Source organism: Ravibacter arvi (assembly GCF_039540405.1).
Lineage (GTDB): Bacteria > Bacteroidota > Bacteroidia > Cytophagales > Spirosomataceae > Ravibacter > Ravibacter arvi.
The window spans coordinates 246334-264974 of sequence record NZ_BAABEY010000011.1; the positions used below are offsets into that span (position 1 = coordinate 246334).

An 18641-nucleotide genomic window follows, 5' to 3' on the forward strand; every position below is an offset into this window, starting at 1 on the left:
AATTAGATGCGGGAAGGGGTTGTCTGGAAATGGGCAGCCCCTTTTCTGGTTTTCACCCTTCATGGAAGAAAGGTTTTATCGCTTTACTCTCATAACCCCTAACTTTTTTATTTTATGCTTGCTATTGATGCGCACCTGGACATTGCCATGAATGCCCTTGAATGGAACCGTGATTTCACTCAATCGGTCTCTGAAATCAGGAGCCGGGAGGAAGGAATGACCGACAAACTTGATCGCGCAAAAGGTGTTGTTTCGTTGCCCGCCCTGCGCGAAGGTAAAATCGGGCTGGTGGTAGCTACACAGATTGCCCGTTTTGTAGCGAAAGGAAGCTCCCTGCCGGGCTGGCATTCCCCGGAGCAGGCCTGGGCGCAGAGCCAGGGGCAGCTCGCCTGGTACCGTGCCATGGTCGCTGAAGGCCAAATGGCGCAGATTACCAATCGTGCTGAGCTGGATGCACATATCGAATTGTGGGAAAACACCGCTATTCCCGACAAAACCAAGCCGGTGGGCTTTATCCTGAGCCTGGAAGGCGCCGACTCCCTGGTCCGGCTTTCCTATCTTGAGAAGGCCTATGAGTCAGGTTTAAGGGCGCTCGGTCCCGCCCACTACGGCCCCGGTCGCTATGCCGACGGCACTGGTATGACCGGTCCGCTTCATCCTTCGGGCATTGATTTGCTTAAAGAAATGGACCGTCTGGGCATTATTCTGGACGTTACGCACCTTACCGATGAAAGCTTTTCGCAGGCGCTTTCCATATATAAAGGCCCCGTCTGGGCGAGTCACCACAACTGCCGGGCCTTGGTGAACCACCAACGCCAGCTAACCGACGACCAAATCAGGCAGCTTATCGAACGCGGCGCCGTGATAGGGGGCTCGCTGGATGTGTGGATGATGGTCCCCAACTGGGTTCGGGGCGTATCCGACCCCTTCAAACACGGTGCGCCGTTGGAGGTCATTATCAATCATTATGACCACATTTGCCAGATCGCGGGCAATGCCAACCACATTGCCATCGGAAGCGACCTGGACGGGATGTTCGGGAAAGAACAATCTCCTTATGACCTAGAAACGATAGCCGACTTACAGCGATTGCCGGACCTTTTATCAAAGCGCGGCTATTCGGAAGCCGACATCAAAAACGTCATGCACGGCAACTGGCTCCGGTTGATCCGGAATGCGTGGGCCTGAAAAAACGGTCAATCAGAAAGAGAGGGCAGTTGCTTTGCCGTCACATAGAAATTCGGATCTACCGAGAGCGTCTTCTGCCTGGTTCTGATTGTTTTCCATTTTCCTGCCTCCGGCTGCAGCCAGGCTTCGGACCCGTCGCCGAACTGTACCCGCAAAGGCAAGTCGAAACCCTGCATTACCTGGCTCCACCGGTAGTGCAGGGTTCCGTTTTTAAACACATATTGAAGCTGGGGAATCCTTATGTCCTCAAGGTATTGTCTGAATACCGGAGTAAAATCCCGGCCGGCATTGCGGTTGATATAGTCGATTACCTGGCTTCCGTCTACTGTGGAATGATAGAAATCGGTATTAAGACCGCGCAGGATCTTTCTCCACCGGTCGTCGTCATTGACTACCTGGCGAATGGTGTGCAGCATATTGGCCCCCTTCGCATACATGTCGCCGGATCCCCGGTGGTTTACACCGAAAATACCCATAATCCGGGCCTCATTCTGAACCAGGTTCCGGCTCCCGATCATGTACTCATCTGCGGCCCGTTTCCCGTAATGATATTCAAGGAAAAGTGATTCCGAATAGGTAGTAAAGCTCTCATGAATCCACATGTCTGCTATATCACGGTAGGTAATATTATTGGCAAACCATTCGTGCCCGCTCTCGTGAATGATAATAAAATCAAACTTCAGTCCCCAGCCGGTCTGTGAGAGGTCCCGTCCCAGGTAGCCATTGGCATAACGGTTCCCGTAGGTAACCGAGCTCTGGTGCTCCATTCCCAGGTAAGGCACTTCGACCAGCTTGAAACCGTCCTCATAAAAGGGATAAGGGCCAAACCAGTATTCGAACGCCTTCAGCATCATCGGCACCTGCCTGAAATGTACTCTCGCCTTCCCTTCATTGGCCGGAAGCACGTAATAACTCAGGTCAAGTCTCCCCTTCTCGCCTTCATAGGTTTCCTTCCAGCCCGTGTAGCCGGCAATGTTCAGGTTTACACCGTAGTTGTTGATCGGGTTGCGAACCACCCAATGAAAGGTCCTGCTTCCGTCCGCCAGGCTGTCTATACCTGCCAACCGGCCATTGGAGACATCGGAAAGCCCGGCCGGCACATTGACACTGATACGCATGCTGTCGGGTTCGTCGTACATATGATCTTTACAGGGCCACCAAACGCTGGCGCCGATCCCCTGGCAGGCGGTGGCAATGAACGGTTTACCCGACTGGTCTTTTGCCCACTGCACACCTCCGTCCCATGGTGGTCGCACCGCCACCTTGGGCTGGCCCTCGTAGTAAACCAGCAGCTCTTCAACCTGCCCTTCCCGCTGCGGTTTTACCAGGTTAATAAACCACGCATTTCCATCCCGATCAAATGACAGCGTATTGCCGTCCTGGGTAACTTTGGTAAGCCGGAGCGGGGCCTGCAGATCAATCTGAAGCCGCCGCGAAGGTTGGAGTACCCGATAGCGTACCAGGTTGCTCCCGCTAAAGCTTTGCGAATCAGGATCTACCTTGACCTTCAGGTGGTAGAAAAGCAGATCCCACCATTCCCGTTCGTGGGTAATGCTCCCACGCACCGAATCCTCCCGCGTAAACCTCTGCTCCTGCGCTGTCAGGATGTGGGATACCAGACAACACACCAAAAAGAGCCTGGCAGTTTTCAGACGAATATGAGACTCTTTTTTCATACGATTTGGAGGTTGAACGGCGAAAATTCAGCGGTGAGCCTGAAAAGTCAGCCTGGGGATGAAGCAGGAGGGTATTAGCCGGAAGTCATCAGAAGTTCGGTTTCAAAAGATACTTCGAATAAAATTTTTCGATCACATCAACAGCTTCATCAGCGGTATCTACTATACTCATCAGTTTGATATCCCCGGGACTGATGTTCTGTTCCTTCACTTCCATGGTTTGGTACAACCAGTCCACGAGCCCCGTCCAATACGACTTCCCGACCAATACAAGCGGAAAGCGTGCAATTTTCCGGGTCTGGATGAGTGTAAGGGCCTCGAACAATTCATCCAGCGTTCCAAAGCCACCGGGCAACACAATGAAGCCCTGGGAGTATTTGACGAACATCACTTTCCGGACGAAGAAAAAATCAAAATCGATAGACTTGTCCCGGTCAATGTACGGGTTGTCGTGCTGCTCGAAGGGCAGCTTGATATTGAGACCGACCGACTTTCCGCCTTCGCTGTGCGCCCCTTTGTTACCGGCCTCCATAATACCGGGGCCGCCGCCGGTAATTACACCGTACCCTTTCCGGACCAGCTGCGCGGCAATTTCCTCTGCTATTTTATAATACTGGTGGTCTGATTTTGTGCGGGCGGAACCAAAAATGCTTACACAAGGTCCTATTTTGGCCAGTTTATCAAACCCATCAACAAATTCCGACATCACGCGGAATACCACCCATGAGTCCGAGCTTTTTATTTCACTCCAGTTCCGGTCGGCAAATGCGTTTCTGATTCTCTGTTCATCCTCCGGATTTCCCATGTTCAGAAGTGACAAATCCATCGTCCCTGCATTTCCGTTATCTTTCTTATCCATAGCCTGCGATTAATAATACAATTTGGGAATAGCACTATTTAGACGTCGTCGGCTAAATAGCGTAACTTTGTGTTCAAGTGGCAATAAAACAAAAAATAATTGTTATCCCTTTACCTAATATAGTTAAGAACAGTAAAATTCAAATAAGATGGCAAAGAAAATTGCGATAGGCGGCGATCATGCGGGATTCCAATACAAACAACCGCTAATCAACTGGCTGACCGACCATGGTTACGAGGTAACTGACTTCGGCACCTATACAGACCAGTCGACGGACTACGCTGACTTTGCCCATCCCGTTGCGCTGGCAGTGGAAAGCGGCCAGGCCGATAAAGGTGTGTTGTTATGCGGCAGCGGTCAGGGCGTTTGCATGACTGCTAACAAGCACCAGGGCGTAAGAGCCGCGCTGGTTTGGTCCGAAGAGCTTGCGCCGCTGGCGCGGCAGCACAATGACGCCAATGTCATCTGTCTTCCGGTGCGTTTTATTCAGCTTGAAACAGCGATCAGGAGCCTGGACCTGTTTCTGCAAACCGATTTTGAAGGCGGGCGCCACGAAAGGCGGGTACAAAAAATGTCCTGTTAATTAAATGGGCAGCTTTTCCCGGCGGTTACCGGGAAAAGCTGCCGCTATAGCTTACCGGTTAAGCAAACCTGCCAGTTCCGTCAGGTACTGCGGCGTTCTCAACAGCCGGCTTCCCTGCCATGTCACAAGGTCTTCGCGTACGAGCAGCGCGGACGCATCCGGGAACTTCCTGGCCACTACCGGAACATGGCGCTTGTGGAAACTGTACGGCCCCTCGGCCAGGAGCACGATCGCCGCACCGGGAATTTTTCGCTGCTCGACCGGGAATACACCCGGTTCCATGCCCCATGCATTCTGCACACCGATCAAACCGAGCAGCTCCGTCGAAATCGTATCGCTTCCGAAGGCCGTCCACGGCTTGTAGTTGGCTAGCATAACCGCAGTAACCGGTTTGGAAGGCAGTTGAAACGATGCCTGAAATTCGGCAAAACGCGTTTCTATCTTTTCGGCAATCCATTCAGCATTCGGAACCTTGTCCACCAGGGCTCCGAGCGCCCTGATTTCGGCAATAGCCCCCAATACCGTGGTGACGTTGGAATCCCATACCAGGTATTCTTCTTTCAAAAGACTCACCACGGCGGTATCTGTTTCGCGGCTGTCGACCACCACAAGATCAGGCTCCAGTTCCTGGATTTGCTTCAAATCGGGCCGCCTGTTGCTTCCCACACGGGCTGCGTCCTTTACCCGGACCTCGGGAAACCGGCATTGTTTGGAAACTCCCGCAACCCGCTCTTTCATACCGATATCAAAAAGGAGCTCGGTAATGCCCGGGCACAATGAAACCACGCGCTGCGGAGTTTTACCTGCGCAGGCATCTACAATTGAGGATGCTGAAATAATCGGCATATCCTTATGACCTATAAAAGGAAACGCTTAAACTGTCACTTTTGATTCTAACAACCAGGGCCGGCTACTTAATATACCTGAAATCCTCATTTCCTTTGAGCGAAAGCAAGGCTTCGTAAATCAGGTCGATTACATTGGCGACATCCTCCTTATGCACCGTTTCAACGGTGGTATGCATGTATTTTAACGGCAGCGAAATCAACGCCGACGCCACGCCTTCAGTAGCATAGGCAAAAGAATCAGTATCCGTACCGGTAGACCGGCTTACCGCCTGGCGCTGAAAGGCAATTTTCTTTTCTTCTGCAACCTGGATCAGCAATTCCCGGAGATTGTTCTGAACTGCGGGACCGTAGCAGATTACCGGTCCGTTGCCACACCTCAGGTCACCCTGCTCCTTCTTATTGTACATCGGCGACTGCGTATCATGGGTTACGTCCGTTACAATCGCCACGTCGGGCTTCAGCCTTCGGACAATCATTTCCGCTCCGCGGAGACCGATTTCCTCCTGCACCGCATTCACCACGTAAAGGGTATAAGGCAGCTTCTTTTTCTCCTGTTTCAGCCGCCGCGCCACTTCCGCGATCATGTACCCTCCGATCCGGTTGTCAAGCGCACGTCCTACGTAATAGCGGTCATTCAATTCGGTCAACCCGTCGGCAAACGTCGCCACGGTACCTACATGAATACCCATGGCCAGTACTTCGTCTTTTTTTGACGCGCCTACGTCGATAAACAAGTCGTGCACTTTGGGAACCTGGTCTTTCGCGATGTCCCGTACGTGAATAGCCGGCCAGCCAAACACACCGGGGACCGGCCCTTTAGCGGTATGCAGGTTCACGCGCATGGAAGGCGCAATGGCTGCATCCGAGCCACCGTTGCGGCGCACATGGATATACCCGTCTTCTGAAATGTAATTAACAAACCACGAGATTTCATCCGAATGCGCCTCTATCACTACTTTGAAACTCTGGTCGGGGTTAATCACGCCCACGGCGGTACCGTAGGTATCGACGATGGTGTCGTCTACATATGGCTTTATGTAGTCCAGCCAGATCTGCTGACCGGAGGATTCGAAGCCCGTCGGCGACGCATTGTTGAGATACTGGTAAAGAAATTCGATGTTCTTTTCTTTCTTCGCTGTCATTGTCACTTTTTTTATTTACGCTTCGCCGTTGTACCGGCCTGGCCGGCTGACCGGGAAGCGCGTATCTGGATTGTCGGGGAAGCCACCGCACAAGCCGGTTGGATATCGCCCTATTTTTTGCTCAAATATAATTGGATTATTCCTTTACCAACCGCACAAGGAGCACCTCGGCGAGTAAAAAAAAGAGCGCGGCGTATAAAAAATATTTCCAGAGGCGCGCGCCCGCCGCCTGCCGGTCAAATTTGGTGCGGAAAGCCGTATCGTCAATGGTGTCGAATACCGTAATATTTTCCCGGCCGGAGAGCACTCCCCGAAGCTCGGCCGGAGAATAGGCCGCCAGTTCGGACTCCGGCCTGTCCGGGTTAAATGCCAGCACCTGTTCGGTTTTCCCGTCGGCTATGAGCTCGAAGTAGCCCGGTGTGAGCGCCTGTCCAGGCAAATCTGCCTTCTGGGGTATCTCCAGCACAAGCTGCTTCCCGTTGAGGCGTTGAACCGGGATGAATTCATTCTGTCCCTGCTTCAGTTTGTAAACCGAATTCGGACGCGCCGCCGGCACGTCCAGCTCAATCGCCCGGTCACCGAAATGGTAGGAGGTTTTTTGTTGCCGCACGCTGCCCGCGGCTATTTTGTACATGGTAGGAACAAACAAAGCATGCGCTGCAAAGTTGCCGTTTTCAGCGTCCAGCGGCGCAGCCATAAGGTACAATTTGCCGGCCCCGGATGTAACCCGGCCCAGGAAAGGCCGCCCGTCACGCTGTGCCAGGATCGTTTGTCCTGCGCCCGACCATTGCAGCACCGGCGTAACGACCGGCATATTTACCCGCTCGGCGGCATTCACCCGGGTTTCAAAAACGTCGGCGAAAAAAGGCTCGCTGCTATCAGGCTCGCGCAATGGGATTGCCCTACCCTTCTCCGGTTTCAGCCCCGGGACACCCAACTGGCTTACAAAAGATAAATAAGCCGGTTCGTCGGCATTAACCGGTGGTACCACGAGCACACTGCCGCCTTTCCCGACAAAACTTTTCAATGCACCGGTCAATGCGGCCGAAGGCTGCTTCACTTCATTCAAAACAATCAGGTCGGAATCGGACATACGGCCGACATCGAGGTTGTACGCATTTTCCTGTTGAACCAGGAAAAGTTCCGTATTCCCGAAAACCCGGTTCACGGAAGCAGCTGCGCTCCCCGGGCCTTCCGATACGTGGAGAACACGTATCAGCGGTGAAGCGTTTAGTACGAAATAGAACTGGTTATCAAACGTTACGGGGACATCATCAAACGTAATCATTCCCCTTATGCTCCCGGAAGACGACAGGTTGAAGTCAAACCCCAGCGTCTCCGTACTTTGAGCGGAGATATCTACCGAGGAAGCCGAGACCTGGCTATCGTTGAGAATCAGGCGGACAGGGAGGCTTTCGACCGCTTCGTTCCCGGAATTCCTCACCTTTACATAAAGTATATTCTTCTGCTGCTGCCGCATAAAAGGCACTTGCAGCCAAACCGAATCAACAAAAACATTCCGGTCGCCTCCAGCCTGCACCGGGATAAGGTTAACCTGGTCAGCGCTGTCGACGCTGAGTTTCGCCAGGTCCCCGACGGTACTTTTCTGAAAGTCACTGATCCAGTAAAGTTCTGCCGGTTTATCGGCGGAGCTACGGTTAATCAATCGTTTTTGCCGGTCATACACTTCCTGCAAAGAGCGCGAAGTCGGCGTCAGCTCAATCGTTGTAAGCCGGTCCTGCATTTCAGAGGCGGTCAGCAAACGCTGCTCTTCGGGAGAAAAATCATTGGTAACCAATTGCAGTGCCGAGAAATTCGGATAGGCCGCCATCATCTCGTCCAGGCTTCCGGTAGCAATGTCCACAAATCGTTTGTGATTGCTTTCGTTCTGCATGCTGAAAGAGTTGTCGAGGTAGAAACCGGTTTTACCGCTAAAAACGGCGGTGGCTTCTTCTCTTTTCAGGTAAGGTTGTGCAAAAGCAAGTGCCAGTGCAGCGATCGCCAGCATCCGGGCCAGCAAAACGAGCAAGTGTTTAAGTCTGCGAAAGGACTTCTTTTCAGTTTCAATCTCCCTGAGGAAGGCGACGTTCGTAAAGAAGACCCGTTTGGTCCGCCTGAAATTGAACAAGTGAATTGCCAGTGGTATGGCTACGGCCAGGAGCCCCCAGAGAAAAGTCGGAAACAAAAAACCCATACTGTCAGCGTGCCCGCGGGAGGCCCTCTCTAGATACTTCTAAATGGTGGTGATCAGTTTTAAAATCAACACCACAAATTACGCGTTTTTCTGAAGAATCGACCTTTATTTCCTAACTTTGTAACGCGATTCATTCCTGCTGTTCCGTTTTCGGCAGCAGTTGGGGAAGGAGCCGCAGTTATTTTCAAATTTTCACAAAACATGGCTAAAGTACCTGTCAACAAACATCAACCTATTTACCAGGTTCCTTCAAATCCGACAGCGGTAAGAACCAAAAAATATGCCCTTCCGACGAAGAAGTATACACGCTTGGCGTTGAAACACCTGTTCCAGGCACAAATGAAGTGGGCACTGATACCGCTGGCGCTGATTATTGGAAACGTGGCGCTCAATCTCACCAAAGCCTACCCTAACGTCTGGATTTACGTGGTGATTGTAATCGGGGTGCTCCTTTACATCCTGTTCTGGGTGATTCAGTTTATGGGCATTACCCAGTTGGAGCAATACAAACCGATGTTCGAAAAATATCAATATGAAATTGATCCGCGCCAGATCTTCATGAAAATCAACCAGAAGGAGGGCGGCGTCATGAAATGGGAGCAGATTCAAAGCGCCTACAAAGACCCGGAAGGATTTGTGCTGGTCATTTCAAGGGGACAATTTTTATACCTGCCCTTCCATATTTTCAATTCCGAGCATGACCTCAAAATCATGGGAAGAATTTTGAAGCAGAAAAACCTGATCAAGGACGAAAATTGAACCTGGATTCAGGTTTTAGCTATAAAAAAAACGGCCGTTTACCGGCCGTTTTTTTTATAGCTGGAATCCGGAAAACACACTGCACCGGATGGTTTGTTCCGAACGGGTCACGGGACGTTTCGCACGGGACGGGTCATACCGAGAAAGAATTTTTTTGCGAAAACACCTTGTAGCGGAGATGACAAATAGATGTTGTCAATGGAAGTCAATGGTAGCCGGAGGCTACCGCCCGGACGGTCATCCTGCAGCGGAGCGCAGCGGAGTCGAAGGATCTCCTGTTGGTACTAAAAGGCCCGTTGAAATGGATTTGGTGCAGGGAGCGGGAGATCCCTCCGCTGCGGTCGGGATGACCCACCGGGTGGAGCGGCGTCAAACTTGTTGTTGTCAATGGTAGCGCATCTGCCCGATGGTCATCCTGAAGCGGAGCGCAGCGGAGTCGAAGGATCTCCTGTTGCAAGAAAAAAGTCCTCTGAAAGGGATTGAGTACTGGGACGGGGAGATCCCTCCGCTGCGGTCGGGATGACCCTCCGGTTGGTACGGCGCCATCCATCGTGTTGTCAATGGTAGCGCATCTGCCGGATGGTCATCCTGAAGCGGAGCGCAGCGGAGTCGAAGGATCTCCTGTTGCAAGAAAAAAGTCCTCTGAAAGGGATTGGGTACGGGAAGTGGGAGATCCCTCCACTGCGGTCGGGATGACCCTCCGGTTGGTGCGGCTCCAAACCTGTTGTTGTCAATGGTAGCGCATCTGCCGGATGGTCATCCTGAATGAAACGCAGTGGAACTGAAGGACCTCCTGTTGCTATAAAAAGTCCTCTAAAAGGAATTGGGTAATGGAAGTGGGAGATCCCTCCACTGCGGTCGGGATGACGATGGAGCGGGAGATCCCTCCGGTAGGGATGACGGGGGAGCGGGGAACCCCTCCGCTCCGGTAGGGATGACGCGCGCGTGCTGCAGGAAATGCGTTTGTCCCCCTCCCTTCTCACTCCACCTGTTATACGGCCCCCTTTCTGAAACCGGGCACACAACAAAAATGCCGACCAAAGGTCGGCACGTTTGAATCTATTAGCCATGAAAAATAATTACTCTGCACGAAGCGTACCACGTAGCGCTCTTGGAATATCAATTGACACTACAGGGATATTACGTGAGCTAAGCACCTCAAAACCGCCAGCTTTAATCGCTTCCACTTTGAGAGACTTACCCAGTCCCAACGAAGTTACATCCAGCTCAATATAATCAGGGATTTCATTCGACAGACCTTTTACCCGCAATTTACGCAATTTCTGGTTAAGTTTACCACCCTTGATCACCCCTTCAGAAGTACCGGTCAGCTTGATAGGTACGTCAACTGTTACAGCTTTACCTTCAACCACTTCAAGGAAATCTGCATGAATCAGGGCGTCATTAACAGGATGGTACTGAGTATCCTGAAGAATACCGTAACGAATTTCGCCTTCGATATTCAAAGTTACTTCGTAAACATCTGGTGTAAACAACAACGGGCGGAACAGAATCGCCGGTGCATAGAAATGCAACTGGCTTTCACCGCCGTACAATACAGATGGAACATAGCCCTCGGCGCGAAGCCTTTGGGCTGCTGTTTTACCGAGATCCGCTCTTTTATACCCTACAATCTCTACTTTTTTCATTACAACAATAAATTTAAACTAAAAATAACAAAAACAAAACTAATCTTGTGTTATAAACAGGGAACTAATAGATTCATGATCACGAATGCGGCCGATCGCCTTGGCGAAAAGCTCCGCTACCGATAACACCCTGATCTTCCCGCCCAAATCCGTCTTCACCGGGATCGTATCGGTTATAAACAGCTCAGAAAGAACAGATTTTTCAATATTATCGTAGGCTTTCCCGGACATAATCGGGTGGGTACACAGTGCCCGGACACTCCTGGCTCCTTTATCCATAATGATTTCAGCAGCCTTACAGATCGTCCCCCCGGTATCAATAAGATCATCCACCAGCACCACATCGGCTCCCTCCACATCTCCGATTACCTGCATCGACGCAATTTCATTGGCACGCTTGCGATGCTTGTCGCAGAGCACCATATCCACATTCAAATGTTTGGCGAAATTGCGGGCCCTTGCCGCACCCCCAACGTCCGGCGATGCAATCAGGAGCTCGCTCAGACCGAGTGAACGAATGTGCGGGACAAAGACAGTGGTACCTTCCAAATGATCCACCGGAAAGTCAAAAAAGCCCTGGATCTGGCCTGCGTGCAAATCAATTGTGATCAGCCGGTCCACCCCGGAAGCTGACAGCAGATTGGCCACTACCTTAGCGGCGATGGCGACGCGGGGCTTATCCTTCCGGTCCTGTCTTGCGTAACCGAAATAAGGGATAACCGCCGTAACGTGGTGTGCCGACGCTCTTTTAGCGGCATCTACCATCAACAGCAGCTCCATAATCCCGTCAGCCGGCGGAAAAGTCGACTGGATCAGAAAAACGTCACAGCCCCGGATAGACTCTTCAAAACTCGGCGACAATTCACCGTCACTAAATTTCCTCAGCGTATAGCCGCCCAGATCCTTCCCGAAGTAACGGGCAATCTTTTTGGATAAGTACTCAGACTGCGTTCCGGAAAAAATCTTTACTGTATTAATGGAGCCCATCCTATTTGGAAAATTTGCGCAAAGTTAATGCTAATTCCAATTTATACCAACGACTTACCGAAATAGAAATACAACCTGGCCACAACTATCCCGGTTAACGCGCCTACCAGCCCGCCAACCAGGATATCCCCGGGATAATGAACACCGACCGCCACCCTGCTGTAAGCGTAAACAAAAGCCCACAGAAACAGCCATTTTATCGCCGGGAGCCTGCGCCCGGCCATTAAAAAAAGGGAAGTCACAAAGGCGAAGGCAGTGGCGGCATGTGACGAAGCAAACCCGAACTTCCCGCCGCATCCGACCGTATTGTGCACCAGCGAGCCGATAAGAGGATCATGGCACGGCCTGAAACGCTCAAAATAGGGTTTCATTACCCCTGAGGCAAGCTGATCAGCCAGAACCAGCGCAAGGACCGACAATACCACGATTACCCATCCCTGTTTTCCGTAGCTTCTGACCACTACGTAAATGAGGTAAAGGTACAGCGGCGCCCAAACATACTTATTGGTCACCCACTTGAACAGGAAATCCGTAGCGGGAGTATTCGCCCCGTTAAGCAGCAGGAAAAGTCGCTGATCCAGCCCGGCAAGTTCTGTCCAGAACTGGGTCATCACCGGTACCCCAGTTTACTCCTGACCTTTGACAATACCGGCTCTGCTGCTTCTCTGGCCCGCGCTTCGCCCTTCTCCAGAATCGCCTCCAGTTCTGCTGTTTCTGTCATATAATAGTCAAAAATACGCCGCGGTTCTTTATATTTCTCAAGGATGATATCCAGCAGCTCCTGCTTGGCATGCCCGTAGCCATAGCCACCGGCCAGGTATCTGGCCCGCATCTCCTCAATCTGTGCGGCATCGGCAATTAACGAAAATAACTGGAAGGTGATATCGGTGTCCGGATTTTTGGGCGCCTCAAGGGGAGTTGAATCGGAAACAATCTTTTTGACCGATTTCTTCAGCTCATTTTCCGGCAGAAAAATATCCAGGTAGTTGTGGTACGACTTGCTCATCTTCCGGCCATCAGTCCCGGGAATCGTCATAATCCGCTCATCGATTCTCGCTTCGGGCATCACCAGGAGTTCCTCCCCTACCTGGCGGTTAAAAGAAGAGGCGATATCCCGCGCGATTTCGAGATGTTGTTTCTGATCTTTCCCGACGGGCACCCAATTGGCTCCGTAAAGCAGAATATCGGCGCTCATCAGCACCGGGTAGGTAAACAGCCCCGCATTGACATCTTCCAGCTGTGCCGATTTATCTTTAAAAGAGTGCGCATTGGCCAGCATCGGGTACGGCGTAAAACAGTTGAGGTACCAGGCCAGCTCCGTATGGGCCGGTACCCGGGACTGGCGCCATAGAATATTGGCCTCCGCGTCGAAGCCAAACGCCAGCCAGGTTGCCGCTATCGCACGAACATACGCGTCCCGCACCCCGCCGTCCTTCAGCGTGGTCAGGGAATGCAGGTCGGCAATAAAAAAAAGACACTCGTTTTTTGGGTCCTTTGATAACTCGATGGCCGGTATTACCGCGCCTAAAATATTTCCAAGATGCGGGCGTCCGCTGCTTTGAATTCCGGTCAGAACTCTTGCCATACTGTAAATGTTAATAGGGTAACTTTCTTTCGGTCGTTTTACGCGTCCCGGCGGGCCGGGAGGCTGAAATTATCCGTTCCGTTTTCCGAAACGAAGCGTAAAAATCGGTAAATTGAGAGAATTTTCCAGCCAGATCCGGCAAATATACTCCAAAACAACTCAGGTAAAAGATGTTAAATAAATCGTCGCTCCTGTTTCTCAAAGACCTGGCCCAGCACAATAACAAGGAATGGTTTGCTGAAAACCGGGGAAGATACGAATCGGCCAAGTCGGATCTCGAGACATTGGTAGACTATCTCATTACAAACGTAGGGCGCTTTGAAGACCTGGGCAACATCAGGCCCAAAGATTGCATATTCAGAATCAACCGGGACATCCGGTTTTCGAAGAACAAAGATCCGTACAAGTCTTTTTTGAGCGCTGCAATCGGCCCCGGGGGCCGGAATTCGGGGAGAATAGATTATTACGTCCATATCCAGCCACACGGAGAATCTTTCCTGGGCGGCGGTATGTGGGAAGCCACCCCGGCACAGCTCAATAAATTCAGGCAGGAAGTGGATTACAACGCCCACCAGCTCAAAACGATCATCGAAAATCCCGTTTTCCGTGCTTTCTTCCCGCTGGTATGGGGCGAAAAGCTCAAAACAGCGCCGAAAGGCTACCCCAAAGACCATCCGGAAATTGACCTGCTCCAACGTAAACAGCTGTTCTTCATGCACAAATTTACAGATGAGGAGGTAATAGCCCCGGGTTTCCCTGACCGGGTCATAGAAGGGATACAGCTATTGAAGCCTTATACCGATTTCCTCAATTACGTCTTTTTTGACGAAGAGGAGGAACAGGATTAACGATCTGCGGTGTTATGTTCCCGCACCAGGCCCCAAAAAGATTACAGCTTACAAAACCAGCAAAAATGCAATTTTCACACCTTCACTGCCACACCCAGTTTTCGCTCCTCGACGGTGCGGCCGACATCAAGAAACTGTTTAAAAAAGCCAAACAGGACAACATGCCTGCCGTCGCCATTACCGATCACGGCAATATGTTCGGTGTTTTCGAGTTCGTTGCAGAGGGGCATAAGCAAGGGATAAAGCCCATTGTCGGCTGCGAATTTTATGTGGTGGAAGATATGACGCGCAAGCAGTTCACGAAAGAACAAAAGGACGTCAGGTACCACCAGCTGCTTTTAGCGAAAAATGCGGAAGGATACCGGAACCTGACCAAATTGTGCTCGCTGGGTTTTATGGAGGGGATGTACGGGAAATATCCCAGGATTGATAAAAACCAGATCGTCAAGTACCACAAGGGGCTTATTGCGACTACCTGCTGCATCGGCGCCCAGGTACCTAAAACCATCCTGAAAAAAGGTGAGGAAGAAGGCGAAAAAGAATTCAGGTGGTGGCTGGACCTCTTCGGCGAAGACTATTACGTGGAGCTTCAGCGGCACGAAATCCGGGAACAGCTGCAGGTCAACGAGGTGCTCCTCCGTTTTGCCCGGAAATACAACGTAAAGGTGATATGTTCCAATGATTCGCATTACGTAGACCAGGCGGACTGGAATGCGCATGACATCCTGCTTTGTATCAACACAGGCGATAAGAAGAGCACGCCGTCTGCAAAGGATTTTGACGATGAAGGAGGGATTCCCAAGGGAAGCAGGTTTGCTTTTTACAACGACCAGTTCTATTTCAAAACGACCAATGAGATGCTGGAGCTGTTCAGGGACATCCCCGAATCGCTCGATAATACCAACGAAATTGTTGACAAAGTAGATTTTCTTCAGCTGAAGAAGGACATTCTTTTGCCCAATTTCCCGATTCCCGACGAGTTTAAAATCCATACACTTTCAGAAATGGTGGGGAACAAAGAACTCACCGCCGACGTGCTCAACCAATGGGAATACCTCCGTCACATTACCTTCGAGGGGGGACGCCAGAAATACGGTACGATTGAGCCGCACGTGGAAGAACGGATCAACTTCGAACTGCAAACGATCCGGAACATGGGTTTTCCGGGGTACTTCCTGATCGTGGCCGATTTTATCAAGGCCGGCCGCGAGATGGGTGTGTTTATCGGGCCGGGCAGGGGTTCGGCCGCCGGGTCGGTGGTTGCCTATTGTACCGGTATTACCAACATAGACCCGGTGAAGTACGACCTGCTTTTCGAGCGTTTCCTCAACCCGGAACGGGTGTCAATGCCCGATATTGATACGGACTTTGACGATGAAGGGCGTCAGAAAGTGATCGATTATGTGGTTAAAAAATATGGTTACAACCAGGTGGCGCAGATTGTCACTTACGGTACTATGGCGGCCAAATCGTCGATCAAGGACGTTGCCCGCGTAATGGACCTCCCTCTGCCGGAAGCCAACGCGCTCGCCAAACTGGTCCCCGACAAGCCTACTTACGGCATGACGCTCCAGCGAATTTTTCATGCCCCGTTGGAAGGCGACGGAAGCCTTACCAAAAAAGAAGGCATCTCGCCCGACGAACTGGAAAACGTAAAGAAGATGCGCGCCATCGCTGCAGGCAAGGATCTCTCGGCCCAGGTCCTGCAGGAAGCGCAAAGGCTGGAAGGCACTGTTCGGAACACCGGTATCCACGCCGCCGGGATTATTATTGCCCCGGCCGACCTGACCGAAATCATACCCGTAAGCACGTCCAAAGATTCCGATTTTCTGATTACCCAATATCAGGGAAAGGTGATCGAAGATGCCGGGGTAATCAAGATGGACTTTCTGGGGCTGCGCAACCTGACCATCATCAAGGAAGCGCTGCGCCTGATCAAACAAAATCACAACGTAGAGATAGAAATTGACTATATACCGCTGGATGATGCCAAAGTTTTTGAACTGTTCCAGCGCGGTGAAACCAACGCGATCTTCCAGTTCGAATCCGACGGGATGAAAAAGTACATGCGGGAGCTAAAACCTGACCGTTTTGAGGACCTGATCGCCATGAACGCGTTGTACCGGCCGGGGCCGATCGCTTATATCCCGAACTTTATCAAGCGGAAGCATGGCCTGGAAGAGATTACCTATGACCTTGCGGACATGGAGGATTACCTCTCCGACACCTACGGCATTACAGTTTACCAGGAGCAGGTGATGCTCCTTTCCCAAAAGCTGGCCGGCTTCACCAAAGGTATGGCCGACACCCTTCGGAAGGCAATGGGGAAAAAGCAGATTGAGATCCTGAACAAGCTTAAAAGCAGCTTCATGGACGGGGGCATCGAGCGGGGGCACAACGCCAAAAAGCTGGAAAAAGTGTGGAGCGACTGGGAAGCCTTTGCCTCCTATGCCTTCAACAAATCGCACTCCACCTGCTACGCGTTCGTGGCTTACCAAACGGCCTACCTCAAGGCGCATTATACTGCCGAATACATGTCGGCGGTATTGACCAGCTCCCTGGGCAACATCGAGAAGATTACCTTCTTTATGGAAGAATGTAAAAACCTATCGCTGCCCGTTCTCGGTCCGGACATCAATGAATCAGACCGGCAGTTCAACGTAAACCAGCGCGGGGAAATCAGGTTCGGTCTTGGCGGGATCAAAGGCACCGGCGACGCCGCCGTCGAAAGCATTATCGAAGAACGGAGCAAAAACGGCGATTTTAAAGACATTTTCGATTTCATTACGCGGGTTAACCTCCGTACAGTCAATAAGAAAACGCTGGAAAGCCTCGCTTATGCCGGCGCTTTCGACTGCTTTGAAGAATTTCACCGGGCTCAGTTTTTCGAATGTTCCGACGAGGAAACAACCTCTTTTATTGAGAGACTGATCCGTTATGCCAACAATTACCACGCCAGCAAATCGTCGGCGCAGGTATCACTCTTCGGCGGCCCCAGCGGCAACAACGACGACATGCTTCCCAAGCCCAAGGCCCCGGTCATTGAGCCGTGGAGTGATATCAACAAATTGCGTTACGAACAGGAAGTCGTGGGCTTTTATATCTCGGGGCATCCGCTGGACACTTTCCGGCTGGAGCTGGATACCTTCTGCAATTGTACGCTGGACAAAGTGCTGGAAGTACCGGAAGACCACAAAAGACCGCTCTACTTCGGCAAGGAAATCAGCGTGGCGGGTATTGTCACCAGCGTGATTGACAAAACCATGAAAAACGGGAACCCCATGCGGATCTTCAAAATAGAAGACTACGGCGGCGCAATCGAGATGCTGCTGATGGGAGAAGAATATGTCAAGTTTGGCAATTACATAGAACCCGGGCGCTTTCTTTTCATCAAAGGGAAGGTGCAGAACCGGTGGCGGAATGAAGACCAGTTCGAGTTCAAGCCGCTGAGCATTTCGCTGCTTACGGAGCTACGGGAAAAAATGTGCAAGCAAATCAGCGTAAAAATGACCATTGACCAGCTCACTCCGACTTTTGTTGATGACCTGGAACAAACCCTGGAAAGCCACCCCGGGAAATGCAAACTGATGCTTTATGTTGCGGATCCGGAAAGCCGTATGGAAATACAGATGATTTCCCGGGCCTTTACTGTAGCCCCGGAGAACAGCCTTTTAAAAACCCTGCAGGAAGACTATGGTGTAAAGGTTCTGCTAAATTAATTTGACACGTTTGTCGTTCGAAGCCGCAAAAATCACTTTTACAACAATCTGGCAACCACCAAATAATCAAAGAGTTGCACATAAAAGATTGATTAATCCGCGAAAGAATTAACATTTTTCGCGGAAAAAGGGTGACCTGGCTTCAAAAGACACGTCAAAATTATAAGGTCGTGCGAAGCTGCCTTTCTGTAAAGGCTACGCGATCTGAGCAGAAAAGTTTAAAACTATACCACACAATTCTTTTCCTGATAGCCATAACAAAAAGGATTTAGCAGAACAGCTTCCTCTTTGTTATGGTTATGTCTTTTAAGCGTGTGCTCATCCGGGTGCGTTTCCCCACTGCAAGATCATCCCGAGCAAACAGTTTTTTTGCAAAAACACCTTGTAGCGGAGATGACAAATAGATGTTGTCAATGGAAGTCAATGGTAGCCGGAGGCTACCGCCCGGACGGTCATCCTGAGCGGAGCGCAGCGGAGTCGAAGGATCTCCTGTTGGTACTAAAAAGCCCTCTAAAAGGGATTGGGTACTGGGAGCGGGAGATCCCTCCGCTGCGGTGCCAATGACATCTTTTTTAACTTATTGTGTTTCAAGTAAATACATATT

General features: G+C 51.1%; 17 protein-coding genes. 8 read left to right on the top strand and 9 right to left on the bottom strand.

Annotated features, from left to right (window positions below; genetic code table 11):
• Window positions 1-114: 114 nt before the first annotated feature.
• Window positions 115-1188 (top strand): dipeptidase, encoded by a 1074-nt coding sequence (locus tag ABD852_RS05750; protein ID WP_345027081.1) that lies wholly within the window; start codon window positions 115-117, stop codon window positions 1186-1188.
• Between the two features lie 8 nt (window positions 1189-1196).
• Here the strand turns inward: ABD852_RS05750 and ABD852_RS05755 are convergent, their stop codons facing one another.
• On the bottom strand, window positions 1197-2864 hold the full coding sequence (locus ABD852_RS05755) for a M1 family metallopeptidase (protein WP_345027082.1): 1668 nt from the start codon (window positions 2862-2864) through the stop codon (window positions 1197-1199).
• Window positions 2865-2952: 88 nt separating this feature from the next.
• Entirely contained in the window at window positions 2953-3690 is a 738-nt protein-coding gene (locus ABD852_RS05760) for an LOG family protein (protein WP_345027100.1), read from the bottom strand.
• Window positions 3691-3871: 181 nt separating this feature from the next.
• Here ABD852_RS05760 and rpiB point away from each other — a divergent pair, with 181 nt between their 5' ends.
• The gene (rpiB, locus tag ABD852_RS05765; protein WP_345027083.1) at window positions 3872-4306 is read left to right on the top strand and encodes a ribose 5-phosphate isomerase B; all 435 of its coding nucleotides are present in this window, start codon (window positions 3872-3874) and stop codon (window positions 4304-4306) included.
• A 51-nt stretch (window positions 4307-4357) separates the two neighbouring features.
• On the opposite strand, the gene ABD852_RS05770 is transcribed toward rpiB, so the two are convergent.
• The 3 genes from ABD852_RS05770 to ABD852_RS05780 form a co-directional block, all read right to left on the bottom strand.
• On the bottom strand, window positions 4358-5152 hold the full coding sequence (locus tag ABD852_RS05770) for an ABC transporter substrate-binding protein (RefSeq protein WP_345027084.1): 795 nt from the start codon (window positions 5150-5152) through the stop codon (window positions 4358-4360).
• 64 nt (window positions 5153-5216) lie between these two features.
• On the bottom strand, window positions 5217-6296 hold the full coding sequence (locus tag ABD852_RS05775; protein WP_345027085.1) for a M42 family metallopeptidase: 1080 nt from the start codon (window positions 6294-6296) through the stop codon (window positions 5217-5219).
• Window positions 6297-6432: 136 nt separating this feature from the next.
• Window positions 6433-8490: a BatA domain-containing protein gene (locus tag ABD852_RS05780; RefSeq protein WP_345027086.1), complete on the bottom strand. Its 2058-nt coding sequence runs from the start codon at window positions 8488-8490 to the stop codon at window positions 6433-6435.
• A 201-nt stretch (window positions 8491-8691) separates the two neighbouring features.
• Here ABD852_RS05780 and ABD852_RS05785 point away from each other — a divergent pair, with 201 nt between their 5' ends.
• The 3 genes from ABD852_RS05785 (at window position 8692) to ABD852_RS05795 (ending at window position 9989) form a co-directional block, all read left to right on the top strand.
• Window positions 8692-9249, top strand: a complete 558-nt coding sequence (locus ABD852_RS05785; RefSeq protein ID WP_345027087.1) for a YcxB family protein — start codon at window positions 8692-8694, stop codon at window positions 9247-9249.
• Between the two features lie 178 nt (window positions 9250-9427).
• Window positions 9428-9643, top strand: a complete 216-nt coding sequence (locus ABD852_RS05790; RefSeq protein WP_345027088.1) for a hypothetical protein — start codon at window positions 9428-9430, stop codon at window positions 9641-9643.
• 166 nt (window positions 9644-9809) lie between these two features.
• Window positions 9810-9989, top strand: coding sequence for a hypothetical protein (locus tag ABD852_RS05795; RefSeq protein WP_345027089.1), 180 nt, complete (start codon window positions 9810-9812; stop codon window positions 9987-9989).
• A 339-nt stretch (window positions 9990-10328) separates the two neighbouring features.
• On the opposite strand, the gene ABD852_RS05800 is transcribed toward ABD852_RS05795, so the two are convergent.
• Genes ABD852_RS05800 through trpS form a run of 4 tightly spaced genes read right to left on the bottom strand, consistent with a single transcriptional unit; the run spans window position 10329 to window position 13470 of the window.
• The gene (locus ABD852_RS05800) at window positions 10329-10898 is read right to left on the bottom strand and encodes a 50S ribosomal protein L25/general stress protein Ctc (protein ID WP_345027090.1); all 570 of its coding nucleotides are present in this window, start codon (window positions 10896-10898) and stop codon (window positions 10329-10331) included.
• Window positions 10899-10937: 39 nt separating this feature from the next.
• Window positions 10938-11885 carry a ribose-phosphate pyrophosphokinase gene (locus tag ABD852_RS05805; protein ID WP_345027091.1) on the bottom strand — a complete coding sequence of 316 codons (948 nt, stop codon included), beginning with the start codon at window positions 11883-11885 and terminating at the stop codon, window positions 10938-10940.
• A gap of 41 nt (window positions 11886-11926) precedes the next feature.
• On the bottom strand, window positions 11927-12496 hold the full coding sequence (locus tag ABD852_RS05810) for a phosphatase PAP2 family protein (protein WP_345027092.1): 570 nt from the start codon (window positions 12494-12496) through the stop codon (window positions 11927-11929).
• Entirely contained in the window at window positions 12496-13470 is a 975-nt protein-coding gene (trpS, locus tag ABD852_RS05815; protein ID WP_345027093.1) for a tryptophan--tRNA ligase, read from the bottom strand. Before trpS ends, ABD852_RS05810 begins: the two co-directional genes overlap by 1 nt.
• 170 nt (window positions 13471-13640) lie before the next feature.
• On the opposite strand from trpS, the gene ABD852_RS05820 reads away from it, so the two are divergent.
• The 3 genes from ABD852_RS05820 (at window position 13641) to ABD852_RS05830 (ending at window position 18601) form a co-directional block, all read left to right on the top strand.
• Complete coding sequence (locus ABD852_RS05820) at window positions 13641-14318, top strand: DUF2461 domain-containing protein (protein ID WP_345027094.1); 678 nt, start codon at window positions 13641-13643, stop codon at window positions 14316-14318.
• A gap of 65 nt (window positions 14319-14383) precedes the next feature.
• A complete protein-coding gene (gene dnaE, locus ABD852_RS05825) occupies window positions 14384-18037 on the top strand; it encodes a DNA polymerase III subunit alpha (RefSeq protein ID WP_345027095.1) in 3654 nt (1217 codons plus the stop codon).
• A gap of 393 nt (window positions 18038-18430) precedes the next feature.
• Entirely contained in the window at window positions 18431-18601 is a 171-nt protein-coding gene (locus tag ABD852_RS05830) for a hypothetical protein (protein ID WP_345027096.1), read from the top strand.
• Window positions 18602-18641: the final 40 nt, after the last annotated feature.

Coding starts and splice junctions, on each gene's coding strand:
- ABD852_RS05750 (WP_345027081.1), top strand. CDS start 115: ATGCTTGCTATTGATGCGCACCTGGACATTGCCATGAATGCCCTTGAA.
- ABD852_RS05755 (WP_345027082.1), bottom strand. CDS start 2,864: ATGAAAAAAGAGTCTCATATTCGTCTGAAAACTGCCAGGCTCTTTTTG.
- ABD852_RS05810 (WP_345027092.1), bottom strand. CDS start 12,496: ATGACCCAGTTCTGGACAGAACTTGCCGGGCTGGATCAGCGACTTTTC.
- ABD852_RS05800 (WP_345027090.1), bottom strand. CDS start 10,898: ATGAAAAAAGTAGAGATTGTAGGGTATAAAAGAGCGGATCTCGGTAAA.
- trpS (WP_345027093.1), bottom strand. CDS start 13,470: ATGGCAAGAGTTCTGACCGGAATTCAAAGCAGCGGACGCCCGCATCTT.
- ABD852_RS05820 (WP_345027094.1), top strand. CDS start 13,641: ATGTTAAATAAATCGTCGCTCCTGTTTCTCAAAGACCTGGCCCAGCAC.
- rpiB (WP_345027083.1), top strand. CDS start 3,872: ATGGCAAAGAAAATTGCGATAGGCGGCGATCATGCGGGATTCCAATAC.
- dnaE (WP_345027095.1), top strand. CDS start 14,384: ATGCAATTTTCACACCTTCACTGCCACACCCAGTTTTCGCTCCTCGAC.
- ABD852_RS05785 (WP_345027087.1), top strand. CDS start 8,692: ATGGCTAAAGTACCTGTCAACAAACATCAACCTATTTACCAGGTTCCT.
- ABD852_RS05805 (WP_345027091.1), bottom strand. CDS start 11,885: ATGGGCTCCATTAATACAGTAAAGATTTTTTCCGGAACGCAGTCTGAG.
- ABD852_RS05790 (WP_345027088.1), top strand. CDS start 9,428: ATGACAAATAGATGTTGTCAATGGAAGTCAATGGTAGCCGGAGGCTAC.
- ABD852_RS05775 (WP_345027085.1), bottom strand. CDS start 6,296: ATGACAGCGAAGAAAGAAAAGAACATCGAATTTCTTTACCAGTATCTC.
- ABD852_RS05760 (WP_345027100.1), bottom strand. CDS start 3,690: ATGGATTTGTCACTTCTGAACATGGGAAATCCGGAGGATGAACAGAGA.
- ABD852_RS05830 (WP_345027096.1), top strand. CDS start 18,431: ATGACAAATAGATGTTGTCAATGGAAGTCAATGGTAGCCGGAGGCTAC.
- ABD852_RS05770 (WP_345027084.1), bottom strand. CDS start 5,152: ATGCCGATTATTTCAGCATCCTCAATTGTAGATGCCTGCGCAGGTAAA.
- ABD852_RS05795 (WP_345027089.1), top strand. CDS start 9,810: ATGGTAGCGCATCTGCCGGATGGTCATCCTGAAGCGGAGCGCAGCGGA.
- ABD852_RS05780 (WP_345027086.1), bottom strand. CDS start 8,490: ATGGGTTTTTTGTTTCCGACTTTTCTCTGGGGGCTCCTGGCCGTAGCC.